Annotated in this window: 10 protein-coding genes; 4 read left to right on the top strand and 6 right to left on the bottom strand. The window is 39.3% G+C overall.

The genetic code is table 11. From position 1 onward, the window contains the following. Nucleotides 1-115: 115 nt before the first annotated feature. Both ACM0OY_RS17000 and mutL read right to left on the bottom strand, forming a co-directional pair. Nucleotides 116-472 (bottom strand): hypothetical protein, encoded by a 357-nt coding sequence (locus tag ACM0OY_RS17000; RefSeq protein ID WP_414570021.1) that lies wholly within the window; start codon nucleotides 470-472, stop codon nucleotides 116-118. A gap of 1,028 nt (nucleotides 473-1,500) precedes the next feature. Then, nucleotides 1,501-3,270, bottom strand: coding sequence for a DNA mismatch repair endonuclease MutL (mutL, locus tag ACM0OY_RS16995; RefSeq protein ID WP_414570020.1), 1,770 nt, complete (start codon nucleotides 3,268-3,270; stop codon nucleotides 1,501-1,503). Between the two features lie 293 nt (nucleotides 3,271-3,563). Here mutL and ACM0OY_RS16990 point away from each other — a divergent pair, with 293 nt between their 5' ends. Continuing rightward, complete coding sequence (locus ACM0OY_RS16990) at nucleotides 3,564-3,704, top strand: rhodanese-like domain-containing protein (protein WP_414570019.1); 141 nt, start codon at nucleotides 3,564-3,566, stop codon at nucleotides 3,702-3,704. A gap of 254 nt (nucleotides 3,705-3,958) precedes the next feature. Here ACM0OY_RS16990 and ACM0OY_RS16985 read toward each other — a convergent pair whose 3' ends face one another. The 3 genes from ACM0OY_RS16985 to ACM0OY_RS16975 form a co-directional block, all read right to left on the bottom strand. Beyond that, nucleotides 3,959-5,008: an adenosine deaminase gene (locus ACM0OY_RS16985; RefSeq protein WP_414570018.1), complete on the bottom strand. Its 1,050-nt coding sequence runs from the start codon at nucleotides 5,006-5,008 to the stop codon at nucleotides 3,959-3,961. A 139-nt stretch (nucleotides 5,009-5,147) separates the two neighbouring features. Next, entirely contained in the window at nucleotides 5,148-5,336 is a 189-nt protein-coding gene (locus tag ACM0OY_RS16980) for a hypothetical protein (protein ID WP_414570017.1), read from the bottom strand. Between the two features lie 249 nt (nucleotides 5,337-5,585). Beyond that, entirely contained in the window at nucleotides 5,586-7,373 is a 1,788-nt protein-coding gene (locus ACM0OY_RS16975) for an ATP-binding protein (protein WP_414570016.1), read from the bottom strand. 1,024 nt (nucleotides 7,374-8,397) lie between these two features. On the opposite strand from ACM0OY_RS16975, the gene ACM0OY_RS16970 reads away from it, so the two are divergent. Next, nucleotides 8,398-9,360 (top strand): c-type heme family protein, encoded by a 963-nt coding sequence (locus ACM0OY_RS16970; protein WP_414570015.1) that lies wholly within the window; start codon nucleotides 8,398-8,400, stop codon nucleotides 9,358-9,360. Here ACM0OY_RS16970 and ACM0OY_RS16965 read toward each other — a convergent pair. Next, nucleotides 9,355-10,617: a toll/interleukin-1 receptor domain-containing protein gene (locus ACM0OY_RS16965; RefSeq protein ID WP_414570014.1), complete on the bottom strand. Its 1,263-nt coding sequence runs from the start codon at nucleotides 10,615-10,617 to the stop codon at nucleotides 9,355-9,357. The two genes, ACM0OY_RS16970 and ACM0OY_RS16965, sit on opposite strands and share 6 nt — an antisense overlap. 821 nt (nucleotides 10,618-11,438) lie before the next feature. On the opposite strand from ACM0OY_RS16965, the gene ACM0OY_RS16960 reads away from it, so the two are divergent. Both ACM0OY_RS16960 and ACM0OY_RS16955 read left to right on the top strand, forming a co-directional pair. After that, nucleotides 11,439-12,782 (top strand): adenylosuccinate synthase, encoded by a 1,344-nt coding sequence (locus ACM0OY_RS16960; protein WP_414570013.1) that lies wholly within the window; start codon nucleotides 11,439-11,441, stop codon nucleotides 12,780-12,782. Between the two features lie 185 nt (nucleotides 12,783-12,967). Next, entirely contained in the window at nucleotides 12,968-13,564 is a 597-nt protein-coding gene (locus ACM0OY_RS16955; protein ID WP_414570012.1) for a 50S ribosomal protein L25/general stress protein Ctc, read from the top strand. The last annotated feature ends 237 nt before the right edge of the window (nucleotides 13,565-13,801 follow it).

Below are 13,801 nucleotides of genomic sequence, written 5' to 3'. Positions count from 1 at the left end.
CTACAAACCCATAACTCAGCCGCAAACTTATGTAATTACGAAATAATAATGGGTGATTGCTTTTACGAATCACCCATTATTAAGTAAAAATTACCAAAGCAAAGTATTAACTTTATTACTTCCCTGTAATTTTGTCCAACAAATTCTTTGCTTTTTCTTCTACTGTGGTTGCATTCTGTGAATTTTCAGGACGCTTTTGTTTGTCAATGTCAGCAGTTCCTTGAACTTCATTGAGTCCTCCCTGAGTCTTCTCTTGAGTCTCTTTAAGTCCAATTGGTGGTTCTTTAGCGGCTTTGTCAGTTTCGCGCTGAATATCAAGCAGTTGTGTTTCACCTTCGGTAGGACTACTTGGAGAGCCACTGATTGCAAAAGCAGGAAAAGCACTAGATAACAATAGTAAAGCGCAAGTAAAAGCCACAACTAAAAAACGTACTGGGCGCAAGATAGATAAAACAGAAGCAATAACTTTCATTTGAAATCCTCGATAACAGCGTTAACTACGCAAGACATTTACTCTAGGGGCAAAGCTTACGATCTTAATTTGGTAAACTTTACCAATAAAACTAGTAAGCGATGCTCCAATCTTGAAGCTACTGAAAAATCAAATTGAAGGAAATACCATTGTATTTGTGCATTAACTGAGAAATGCTTAATGAACAAGTACTCTTGGCAAGTTCTTCATTTGATGTCGAACTGACTTTATTTTTACTTTGAAAACCATAAGGCATACATCAATCTGTAGAATGAAGTTGTTGTTATCTACAGTTAGAAAAAAGATCACTCTCTAGGTATATCGACTTAATACGGTTTTGATGGGCTATATAGTTTTGAGCTACTCGTTGTTATAGCAATTCTATTTGATTTATGAAATTTATGGTGTCCGGATACCCGACTTATTTAATAAGCTGGGTATCTAACTTTTCATGAATGATTTAGGATGGCTATATGATGATAATTCCTGTCAAGACCTAGAGGTGTTAAAAATTTGATTGAAGATAATTTAGCCTATAGTATTTTGGTAGATCCAAACACCATTAATTTGACCTTTGAAAGTTTTCTCTCCACTTAATTTTTCGGAATATTTAAACCGAGTACCTAAATTTGTTACTAAAACATTGGATAAAGAACTTTCATCTTTGAGAAGTACCCTACGATTATCATCTATTCTCGTCCCTCGAGAATCACAAAGCAATTCCATCTCATTTCCTTCAGAGTCATAAATTGGAATTATATTTGAATCGTATTCGCAAGCATAAATAATCAGTGAGGTTTCATCTAAGTAAGTTTCTACCAGTCATTAATAGAACTACTTTATTTAAATTTATATTTAGCATATTAATACTTTAAATATATATAGGACTCCTATTTGATTTTTGAGAAGCTAGGTACACTTAATCTTCTAGAATCCTTCTGCCTGTTGCCTTTTGCCTCTTGCCTATCTACGCCAATAATTTCAGTAATCAAACCGGATTCCTATACATTAACTAGTTGCAAAATAATTCAAATTCCATGACTTTTGCCAATTACCCAATTACGCCGGAAAAATCGGGCTAAAGCTGACTCTTCTAGCGATAAATAAATTGGGCGTCCGTGGGGACAGGTGCGGGGGTTGCGAGTGCGTTGCCAATCATCTAAAAGTGTCTGCATTTCTTGTAGATTCATTGGTGTACCGTTACGAATCGCGCTACGACAAGCGACAGCTACTTGTGCTGTTTGCAAGTCACCTCCCAAACTCAATTCTAAAATTGCTTCTGCACAATCTTCGCGCTGCTGCAACATTGAAGGTAAGTTACGAACTGCCCAAAGTTGTTCGCCAAAGGGTTCTATATCTAAACCGATGCGTTGCAATTGCGACACTTGCACTGGCGACAATTGATAAAGAATAATTGGCGGTTCGACGGGAATTAGTTGCCAATTATTGCATAATCGCTCATACAAAACCCGTTCATGGGCAATGTGCTGTTCCACTAACCACATCCCAGCAGGATGTTCGGCAACAATATAAGTATTACTCACTTGCGCCACAGCTTTCAGGGAGTTAGGAGAGACGCCATTAATCGCGTCTGTACAAGAGTTAGGAATTTTGTCATCCCCATTGGGATTTTGAGGATTGAAATTGTAGCCGCCTTTAGCTTCTGCGGCTTTGAGTAATTTACTAACTCGTGTTGTGTGGACAGTTTCTTTGAGATTAGCAGCAGAAATTTGCAGTGCTTGGTTAATTCCTGCGATAATTTGCTCTTGCCAATAAGTGATTTCATTGAGATAAATTTCTGTTTTTGCTGGGTTACGATTCCAGTTAATTTGATCCGGGGAAACGGCAAGATGCAGAAAACAAATTGGATAGCGATCGCGTGGTAATGTTTTGTGAAATGCAGATAATATTGTTTGCTCTAGTTCTGCTGATTTTACCATCCGTCCGTTAATCGCCACACGCACCCAATCTGGACGATGACGATGACAGCGATCGGGTAATCCTACTACTAAGTTTAGTGCTGAGTGGGGAGAGACGCGATGAATCGCGTCTGTACAAGAGTCCGTAGAGACGCGATTCATCGCGTCTGTAGAGGAATTTGGAGGGTTGGGTACTTCGAGTTTGACTTCTTGCAAATCGCCCTGTCGGACTTGGGGTAAAATCTGCGGTAGTAGTTGTCCAGTTGTGGTAGCGGGGGAGATGGTGAACCATTGACGGTCATTTTGCCAAATCTGCCAGGTGACGCGGGGATGACATAGGGCAATTTGGTGAATTGTTGCTTGCACGGCTTTCATTTGCTGTGCTGTTGTGGGCAGTCCCTGACGACGAGATGAACAGTTACCGAAAAGATTGGAAACTGTGACTACTGTACCAGGTGCGATCGCAGTTACTTCAACTTCCAGAACTTTGCCGCCATACCCATACACAACTCGCCATCCTAATTTTCCACCTACAGCACGGCTCAAAATTTCCAAATCTGCCAGATTCGTTAGACTGTGTAACGCCTCACCACGAAAACCCAAACTGTTAATTTTCCACAAATCGGCACTAGAACGAATCTTACTGGTGCTGTGGGCTGTGGCTGCTTGTTGCAAATCGCCTAAGTTCATTCCACAACCATTGTCTGCAACCCGAATTCGCCATTGCTGCGGCCATAGGGAAACCACAATTCGTGTTGCATCTGAGTCTAGGGAATTTTCCACCAATTCCCGCACTACAGAGGCTAAAGAGTCGATGACTTCTCCCGCTGTAATTAGATATACAACTTCTTTTGGTAGAGCTTGAATAGTAGATGCCATAAGTTATAGTTTATAGCTTCTGGCGGCAGAGGTATTAGGAGAGTAAATTTGGCAGAAATTTTGATTAAGTATGAAGAAAGCTCAATTAAAAAGCGATTTTTGATCTGACTTTTCACGTCATGTGGAAAAGCTAACGCAAAACCTAACCCCCCAGCCCCCTTCCCTACTAGGGAAGGGGGAGAAATCAAAGCCTCTCTCCTTGCAGGGGAGAGGTTTGGAGAGGGGTTTTCCAGATACCGTGAAAAGTCAGATTTTTGATAAATCGCTTGTGAGATTCTAAGCAAAAAAAGCTGATGAGTATTAAATTAGCGGCTAATGCTCATGATTTAAAGCCTCTCTTGGATTGGGGTCAACCAAATTTAATAATTGTTGATGTGCGCCATCGCCAGACTTACAAGCAAGGTCGAATCGCTGGGGCAATTCCATTCCATTAGCAGATTTGGCATCCAGAGCCAAATCTGCCTTACATACAGAACGCCATATCTATAACGTCACGTCGCTTCTCTACGAGACGCTAGGCGAACGCTCCGAATTCAAAATTCAAAATTCAAAATTCAAAATTCAAACATTTTTGATCCCCATAAATAAATTTAGTTGCTCTGTATCCTTTGCGTTTTCGGTCAAAAGTGAACAATCACTAACAGGTGTTAATCGCCACTTCAAGCATTGCTGAATTCTGACTTGTTTTCTAATTATTTTCGCTCAATACCAAAACTTTAGGTGATTCAATTTTCAGCAACCTATTCAATAACGATGCCGGACGTTGCCTGTAAGGCCAAGCAAAAGCATGGCGAAAAGCTGCATCCTGACAAGCTTGGAGTTGGTCAAAACTAATAATGTCGTAAGTCAAAAGATTTTCATATTCCCAAGGCAAACGTACATTATGCAACCCAGCATTATCAGTACAAATAGCGATATCGACCCCAGCATCAAAACAACGGTCAAAAACTATTTTGAGTTGACGTATATCCTGTAAAGTACCAGTTTTCAAATAAGTTGTGGGGCAAACCTCTAAACACTGCCCGCGTCTAGCTAAATCGTTAAGTAATTCTGGATACAGTAAAGGAATTTGGATGCCGTGACCAATTCGCATTAGGTAGGGTAACATTTGGGGGTAACAACCAGCGGTAGTTTCAAATAAATGTCCGGTGGTATTAACGCCCTGCGATCGCGCATAATCATATAGACTAATCCATTCTTGGAGGCGATCGGCATAATAGCTATCACCCCCCGCTACATCTACTCCACAGACATACTGCTTATTTTGCGCCGCCAAATCAATAATCGCTTTGTTCACCTCATAGGGTAAACGCGTGTGCATACAGAGAATTTGGCTAGTAACAATTGGATATTCTGGCAAGTGGCTAGCTTGTCCTACTACTTGGACAATTTCTGCCATCTTGTCAATTCTGTCTGATTGACTCAGATGCTCAGGTGTCCGTAAATAGGGAGTGTAGCGCAGTTCCAGATAAGCCAAATTTTCAAAAATGTAAGCACCCCGCAGCAAGCGATAGATAAAGTAAGGCAAAGTTTCTACAGTTTGCACACTTTCTACCAGGGTGTGCAATTCTAGATACTCATCTAGAGTATTGCGTGGGCGAGTGTAAAAATCTTCAAATTCTGAATAGTCAGCAAAGCGGGAAATCAACTCCGAAGAATGTCGCTCGAAATATCGCCACAAAACTCGGGGGACGACCGAACCGCCTAGATGTCTATGTAATTCTGCGTATAACGACATAGTGGTATTTTTAGGGAAAAAATTTCACTAATTGTAACAAAAACATCGAGAAAAAAATCTCTACTCCCAGCAAAATTCTGTAGTTCTACCTTAATTCATTCTAAATATTGTAGTTATTCCTGTAAAAACTCTTTTCTAGTCAGGGTTTCAAACAAAATCCTCTGATATCACTGTCAGCAAATACCGCAATATTTTGGTCTGACAACAGCAAACTACTGACGTTAATTTTTACCATTTTTTCTAAACATTTCTTCCAAATTCCATCTTTCTCATCCCCCCCACTCCCCAATTCACCCTCTCCAGCTGATGTTAAAATTTGTTGCTGCATTACAACAAAAGAGTTGCAAAACACTTTCTCCCTCATAAGGGATTGACAACTATTTGTGGTATACGCTTAGTAGAATAAGATGAGGAGTTGCAAAACACTTTCTCCCGCAGGTATTCAATGTCAGGTAGCGCACCTGCACAGTCTAATAGGGTAAAAGTATGGTGGATTCATAACGAATACCCAACGTGGGCAAAAAGTTTTGGTCGATAGGATTTTTGTCGTCTGTGATACTTTAACCACCAAAATTAATTAACCCTCTCCTGTCACTGATTCGAGTTCTAGGGAAAATGAAGGGGTTTCCCTAGATGTTAAAGCTGGCAAGTACACTGTGAATTGACTACCTCTGCCTACCTGACTATAAAGATTGACAAAACCACCATGATTCTTAATGATGCCCAGTGTGGTGGAAAGTCCTAAACCTGTACCTTTGCTTACGTCTTTGGTGGTGAAAAATGGTTCAAAAATCCGTTCTTGGACTTCCGGAGAGATACCCATACCAGTATCCGTCACCACGATCGCAATATAAGAACCGACTTTCGCATCAATATTAATCTCGGCAGAATGTTCGCCAATTACGACATTTTCCGCTATGATTCTCAAGATTCCGCCATCAGGCATGGCATCGCGGGCATTGACTACTAAATTCATCAGCACTTGATGTACTTGAGTTGCGTCTCCCCGCACGTGCCAAAGATTTTTAGGAATATCTATCTGGCAGATAATAGATTCAGGGAATGTTTGAACGATAATTTCCTCAATTTCTGCCATTAGAGGCTGAATTTCAAAAATTCTGCGTTTGCTTTCAATACCGCGTGCAAAGGTCAAGATTTGCTTGAGCAAATTAGCACTGCGTTTAACATTATTTTCTAGGGTTTGTAGTACTTTCTGGCTTTGGGGGTCAGGAAATTTTTTCTGTAAAAACTGAACTGACATCAAAATCGGCGATAGTAGATTATTCAGGTCATGGACAATACCGCTAGTTAGACTACCAATACTCTCCAAACGTTGCGATCGCAAAAGTTGAGTTTCTAATTGTTTCTGCTGTGTAATTTCCGTATTCACGCTCAAAATAGATTTGAGTTGTCCATTATCATCTGGTAACAATACCCACCGACTTTCAACGATAATTTCCTTACCTTCTTTTGTCATTTGATACAATTCACCCCGCCACTCACCAGTATTCATCACGCTTAAGTAAGCATCTTCTATCTGTGGCGAACCTTGATACAAAAGTTGCTTAATATTTTTACCCACAGCTTCCTCAACTTTCCAGCCGTAGAGACTCTGGGCGGCTTGATTCCAAAATAAAATTTTGTTGTCGATATTTTGCACTATAATTGCATCTTTCGCTACATCTAGCAGCAAATTTTGTTCGCGAATTTTCTCATCTGCTTGCTGAAGTTGTTTAACGTAATTACACAATAATTTATACAGTAAAGCTACTAACAGCAAATGTAAAACAACGGTCATCAAAAATCTAATTACAGCTTTTTGGTAAATTGCTTGTGACTTTTGTAACTCTTGCTGTAATAAATTTTGTTCTGTCTTTAAAGAATCCTCAATTAGCTGTTGAATTTCTTTACCAATTTTTTTGTCTTGTTTAGACAAAATTAGCTCTTGAGTTGCTGGCAATCCCTGATTTTCTTTTAAGTATATTTCTTGCCGTAGCGTGTTGAATCTGTTACTAATTTTTTGCTTCAATAGAGAAAACCACTGCTGCTTTTGGGGATTATTACCAATTAATTTACTCAGGTTTTGGAGATGGCGATCGCTTTCTTCATATCCCCGATTATATGCTTTGAGAGCTTCTATATCAAATGTAATTATATAATTACGTTGTGTATTTTCAGTATATTGTAGTGTACTTTGTATAATTTGTAATTGAGTAATAAATTTGTGAGAGTGTATCACAAATTGACGGTTATAAATCAACTTAATAGTGTTGTCATAGGAAATTAGAGTATTAGTAAATACAATTGACAACGCCAAGATGAATATTGCTTTGTGCTTTTGGACTCCAGACCATTTTTTTATCATGCGATCACCCTTGTTGGCCCATCTACCATACATTAATTACAATTAATTAAAAACTAAAATAAATGCTGAAAATATCTGAAAATTTTTCACAACACAAGTAGAGAATATAATCTGTTCAAGTTGTAAACATATTGATTGATTTTTGGTTATAATCATCAATACACAATAACTAGAAATAAAACCGCTAGTTTTTAATAGATATTAATTTTTGATATTATTTTTCCTCAGTAGTTAATTGTCTCAGTAAATGAGACAGTGCAAAGTATGAGTCAAGGAAACCAGACTCAGAATTTTATAAAAGAGAATTAACGCCAATAGACCTGCCTGTAAAATAGGGATTGGATATTGGGGGCTGGCCACTAGGAAAGATATATTTTCATTCCTTCGCAGAGAATTGTACTCGTGGAGTGTCTTTTCAAAAAATTTTTGTGTCAAGCTTAGAGCGTTAAACAAATTGTCAAAATTTAACTAATGTTTTGAATCACAAACAAATTGTGAACAATATTGCGATCGCTAAAAATAACTGTATGATAAGTGTAGAGAGATAACAAATAAACGGGCAGTTGATTTACTGAATGTGGTTTGAGGTTGTTTGAAAAGTGTTTTGCTGTGATTTTAGGGGCTTTTAGCTCCCATGTTTTAAGGAAACCCCTTCAATCTTCAGGGTTTCAAGCATGAGGAAGTAAGTGGATTTAGCGGGATCTAGAACTTTTCGATACTGAACAAGACAACTTTTCAAACGTCCTCTTACAGTAAGTGGAAAAAGACTAATTTCCTCTGAGCAAAATTTAGAAACATTGAGCCAGAATGCCTGCACATTCAGAACTTAAAGCTGAAAAAAATTATCTTACTTAGGTTTGCTAATTTACTACTTCTTTTTACGTAATACTTTTATGCGTGAGGAGAATGTATAAGAAAGGGAATTTGTTATCAGAATCTTACCTATCATTGAACCACGGCTAGAGTTTGATTAAAAACATCAAACAAATTCAGTACAAATTAAATTAAGGATAGGCTCAAAATAATGAAAATATTTGCACTAATACCGAGGAATTTTAACCTAAGCAAAAAGCTGACCACTCTAATGTTCGCAATTTTTTTGTTAGGGATTATTGTTAGTAGTATTTTTTATTATAACATTCTTCGTAGTAATACAGAGCATGAATTAAATAGACAAGCTAATGTACTTATCTCAACTATGGACTCTATTCGGAAATATAACCAGGATAAAGTGAATCCTCTGTTAGAAAAGCAATCAGAACAGAAATTATTATTAGAGTCTATTCCTTCCTATGCTGTAAGTGAAGTATTTAATATTCTGACTAATAGTTACAAAGATAAGTACGGAGAATATAGTTATAAAGATGCGATGATTAACCCGACTAATTCCAACGATCTAGCTACAGAGGAAGAGATAAAGATTATAGAGAGATTAAGCGAACAAGATAAATTAGGGGGGCAAAATATAGCTCAGGGTTTTCTCACGATTGATGGAAAAAAGAAATTTTATACTTCTCGTCCTATCAAAATTACTCAAAGTAGTTGCTTGATCTGTCATACTAGTCTAGAGAAATCTCCTAAATCATTACAGATTTTATACGAACAAGGTAAATATGGAGCCAATCAAGGGTTTGGCTGGGAATTAAACAAAATTATCGGTACTAAGATGATTTATATCCCTGCCGAACAAGTATATAAAATTACCAATGAAAATTTTATCTTGATTATAGGAATTTTTACCGCAATTTTTGCTGTGACTATCTTCTTAGCAACCCTCTGGCTGAAACAATATGTTGTTCAACCTCTTAATCAAATCACCCAAGTTGCAGAGGCAGTAAGTTTAGGCGAAATGGATATTGAATTCAAGAAACACTCAAATGATGAAATAGGGCATTTAGCCGATGCTTTTACGCGCATGAAAACTAGTTTAGAAATTGCGCTCAAGAGGCTTGTCAAAAAAGTAGATCGCAATCAAAATCAGTTATAATAGATGTTCCTTGAACTGTTTTGCATTTTGAGGATTGGGGATTTCGGCAGATAGTAGCTCAACCAGTTCTTGTGGTAGTATTCGAGGATATTCAGCCAGAGTATCCTCAAGAATAAAACGTGCTATTGGCCCAATATAACGGGCGAGTTCTCGTTGACAATTCTGTAAAAATGCTGAGTCTAAGAGAGTAGATACTTCGCTTGCTGGTTGAGATTTGGCAGCAGTTTCAATACTTTTTGAAATAACCTCTGGCTGTTGCTGCGACTCTTGGATAGCCCTCACTGGGATGGAGACTACATCTTCGTCTTTAACTTCTAAATACTGCTGAGAAGTATTGGCTTTTTCTCGTTTTCTTTCTAGATCTAACTGTTTATCTATTTCGGCTTTTCCTTGTCGCTGTTTTTGGAAATCCTCTTGTTCGACTTTATCTAGATGTTTAGCTTTTACCTGAGTAAGAATCTGTTTTTCAATTTGCTCTGCATCCTCAGATTTTATTCCTAAATCTCTTTGGCGAAGCTTCAAAGCCTGTTTGTTTTTATCGCTAAGGGGATACTCATGTTGAATTATCTTCAGAAAAGTTTTATTGTATCTTTGCAGATTTTCCTTATATGTTTTGTAAGGCTCAAAAGCGCGGGTTTTTAATTCGCTAGCTTCTTCAAGAGTCAATCTCAATTCTTCTCGAAGTTCTTCTAAAGTATCTTGTCCAGGGATAGATATTTCTCCATCAAAAGATAAAATTTCCTCAACCTTTTTTAGATATCGAGCTTTTGCTGTTTCCTTCGCCTTTAATTTTTGCTGGTGCTGCTCAAATAAACGTTCTGCTACTGTACGAATCCCCTGAATCACATCCAAAAAGGCTTCGTTTACATTTGTCCAAGTAGTTATCGGCTTTGCATTCTTAGGAAAAGCTTGGTATTTGCTGAAAACAAGCCATGTCCAGTCACAAGGTTCTATGATAATAGGGACGACTATCGCTTCTCCAGCCTCATGCCGCTTAATTGCCTGTTCCATTTCAATTTCAGAGCAATAATTTGAGAAAATAAAATCAGGGCTAATTAACAGCAAGATTATGTCAGCTTTGTTCAGATTATTATCGATTTGCTTTGCCCATTCCATTCCTGCTTCAATTTTGCGATCGTGCCAAGCTTCTATCACTTTTTGCCGTTTCAGGGAAGCTAAGTGCTTATCTAATTGCTGCCTAAGTTCTTCATCTCTATGTGAGTAGGAAATAAAAAGTTTAACCGATTTATCTTCCATGTTATTACAACTCGATAAGGTGCATCATTTAAGCTTCTCAACTCAAACATAACTGCTTAAGTCGGTGTAGATATAGCATAGCTGATATAAAGGTATAAGATAAAGTGGAAGGATTACTATATAAGCTTTTTAGCTATTAGTTTTTTATAAATTATCTTTGCTTAGTTTGCTTTTGGTGAGACAAAGCTGGCACAGAATTGTTACGAAAGAATTAAGTATTTGAGTTAAGTTACTGTCATGTTATAATTTTTTTTTAAATGTACCGAAAACTTCTCAAATAATTTAGTGATACACGGATAGGGTAATCTATAAATACTTTTTTTTAGCATGAAATAGCAAATAATAGAAATTTAACTACGTATGAGCTACATCTTAATTTTATAACAATCCGGAAAAGTGCAAAACATTTTTTTTGCCTTTACTTATTTACACCAGTATAAGAGGATATTTGAAAAGTTCTATTGTTGGTAGCAAAATGTTTTAGATTCCCCTAAATCCTCCTGAAAAAGGAGACTAAGAGGAATCTAAAAAGTGCATAAATCACAGCAAAATACTTTTCAAACATCCTCTAAAGTAGGTGCGGGCTAAAAAACTGAAGAAGATTTATGAGCAACTATCTAAAATAATAGAGCTATTGCAAAATTATTTTCTGGTAGGATAAAACGTTTTGGTGAAAACTGGCTTTACTATGTGGAATACGCGCAAAAAAAGCGACTATCCAATCGGCAGTTCAGCTAGATTATTTTGCAAAAGCTTGACATTTTTTTCAAAATATGTTGATAATTATAGTTTGTGGAAACTTTACCTCATAATATAAACGCTTGGCTAACGTAATTGTCATAGGTGCCCAATGGGGCGATGAAGGAAAAGGTAAAATAACAGACTTGCTCAGCCGTTCGGCAGATGTTGTGGTACGTTACCAAGGGGGTGTCAATGCTGGACACACAATTGTAGTTAAAGGTCAAACCTTTAAGCTGCACCTAATCCCTTCTGGTATTTTGTATCCAGATACCGATTGCATTATCGGCTGTGGCACAGTCATCGATCCACAGATTTTGATAGCAGAACTCGACCAACTAAAAGAATTAAATATTTCCACTGACCACCTGCTGATATCTGAGACAGCCCACGTAACGATGCCTTATCATCGGTTGATAGACCAGGCATCAGAAGAACGACGGGGAAGCCATAAGATCGGCACAACAGGTCGGGGCATTGGTCCGACTTATGCTGACAAATCTGAACGTACAGGCATTCGGGTTTTAGATTTGATGGACCCCAATGGGCTACGCGAGCAGTTAGAGTGGACGATCAATTATAAAAACGTCATTTTAGAAAAGCTTTACAACTTACCGCCTCTAAATCCACAAGAGGTGATAGAGGAGTATTTGGGGTATGCAGAACGCTTGCGGCCTTACGTCGTTGATACATCATTAAAAATATACGATGCAGTTCTGCGACGGCGGAATATTCTGTTTGAAGGCGCACAAGGCACACTCCTAGACTTAGATCACGGAACTTATCCCTATGTTACCTCCTCCAACCCCGTAGCCGGGGGGGCTTGCGTTGGTACAGGGCTAGGGCCGACAATGATAGACCGAGTGATTGGGGTATCGAAAGCGTATACCACAAGAGTTGGAGAAGGGCCATTTCCCACAGAACTGCATGGAGAGTTGGGAGAATTACTGTGCGATCGCGGTGCCGAATTTGGCACAACCACCGGACGCAAGCGGCGCTGCGGCTGGTTTGATGCCGTCATCGGTCGTTATGCCGTGCGAATTAACGGCATGGACTGTATGGCACTTACCAAACTGGATGTCCTCGATGAATTAGCAGAAATCCAAGTTTGTGTCGCCTATGAAATAGATGGCGATCGCAGCCAACACTTCCCCACCAGTTCCCGTCAATTTGCCAGATGTCGCCCCATCTATAAAACCTTACCAGGATGGCAAGTGTCAACAAGTCACTGCCGCACCTTGGAAGACTTGCCACAACAGGCACTGGATTATCTAAAATTCTTAGCAGAATTGATGGAAGTCCCGATCGCGATCGTTTCACTAGGAGCCAGCCGCGATCAAACCATAATCGTAGAAGACCCCATCCACGGCCCCAAACGCGCTTTATTGCACGCCGACGGCACACCCGCTTCCTTACTCAGTGCGTAGGGAGTGGGGAGTGGGGAGATGAGGGAGATGGGGAGGTAGGGGAAAAGGTTAAAGGGTAAAGGGTAAAGGGTAAAGGGATAAATTTAACCTTTTCCCCTTACCCCTTTCCCTTTCCCCCTTCCTAATGCCCAATGCCCGATGCCCCATGCCCAATGACAAATGACAACTGACAAAGGACAATTTCTATGGCGATTACAGTCGAATGTCAAAAGCGACCAGAAGGTAGCAAGCCCAAAGCCTTGCGCCGTTCTGGAGCAATCCCGGCAAATTTATACGGTCACAAGGGTACAGAATCTATCTCTTTGACCATTAATGCCAAAACTGTTGAGCGCTTGCTCAAAAGAGCTTCAGTCAATAATACTTTGATTGATTTAAACATTACCGATATACCTTGGCGAGGCAAAGCTCTAATACGGGAACTTCAAATTCATCCAGCAAAGGGTACACCTTACCACCTCAGCTTTTTTGCTGTTGCGGGTCACGGCGACACAAATGTAGAAGTACGGCTGCGTTTCGTGGGAGAACCTGTTGGTGTTAAGCAAGAAGGTGGCGTGTTAGACACCGTTGTTACCGAATTGCAGGTGAGTTGTGCGCCTGAGAACATCCCAGAATTCATTGACATTGATGTCTCTAACCTGAATATTGGAGACAACTTACATATCAGTGATATATCTTTTCCTGAGGGTGTGACACCTCTAGCTGAATCAGAGCGAGTTCTTGTCAGCGTTTTGCCACCGCAAATCAACGCTGCTGCTGAGATAGAAGCTGAGGCAGCCTCTTGACCCACCCCCTTTGATCCCTCGTTTATCCACAAAATGGTTGATAGAGACGTTGCAATGCAACGTCTCTACATCTGTTTGAATAGCGAAAAATCCTGGAATGTAATGTATGACCGCTGAAACAGCGTCCTATAAGGGATAGCATTCATGCAATAACCGGAAAGGGGTTGTCAAAACCCCCCCTACCCAATACTGCTCGCTTTGTGCATTTTTAACTCGGCATTGGATTTGGGGAAAAGG

Source organism: Nostoc sp. CCY 9925, assembly GCF_963920935.1.
Classification (GTDB): Bacteria; Cyanobacteriota; Cyanobacteriia; order Cyanobacteriales; family Nostocaceae; genus Nostoc.
The sequence above is the reverse complement of the archived record's forward strand: the minus strand, read 5'-3'. Positions and strand labels throughout refer to the sequence as shown.

What these genes read in the sequence shown, in the direction of transcription:
- ACM0OY_RS16965 (WP_414570014.1), bottom strand. Translation starts at nt 10,617, where the DNA reads ATGGAAGATAAATCGGTTAAACTTTTTATTTCCTACTCACATAGAGAT.
- ACM0OY_RS16985 (WP_414570018.1), bottom strand. Translation starts at nt 5,008, where the DNA reads ATGTCGTTATACGCAGAATTACATAGACATCTAGGCGGTTCGGTCGTC.
- ACM0OY_RS16980 (WP_414570017.1), bottom strand. Translation starts at nt 5,336, where the DNA reads ATGCAGCAACAAATTTTAACATCAGCTGGAGAGGGTGAATTGGGGAGT.
- ACM0OY_RS17000 (WP_414570021.1), bottom strand. Translation starts at nt 472, where the DNA reads ATGAAAGTTATTGCTTCTGTTTTATCTATCTTGCGCCCAGTACGTTTT.
- ACM0OY_RS16970 (WP_414570015.1), top strand. Translation starts at nt 8,398, where the DNA reads ATGAAAATATTTGCACTAATACCGAGGAATTTTAACCTAAGCAAAAAG.
- mutL (WP_414570020.1), bottom strand. Translation starts at nt 3,270, where the DNA reads ATGGCATCTACTATTCAAGCTCTACCAAAAGAAGTTGTATATCTAATT.
- ACM0OY_RS16975 (WP_414570016.1), bottom strand. Translation starts at nt 7,373, where the DNA reads ATGATAAAAAAATGGTCTGGAGTCCAAAAGCACAAAGCAATATTCATC.
- ACM0OY_RS16955 (WP_414570012.1), top strand. Translation starts at nt 12,968, where the DNA reads ATGGCGATTACAGTCGAATGTCAAAAGCGACCAGAAGGTAGCAAGCCC.
- ACM0OY_RS16990 (WP_414570019.1), top strand. Translation starts at nt 3,564, where the DNA reads ATGAGTATTAAATTAGCGGCTAATGCTCATGATTTAAAGCCTCTCTTG.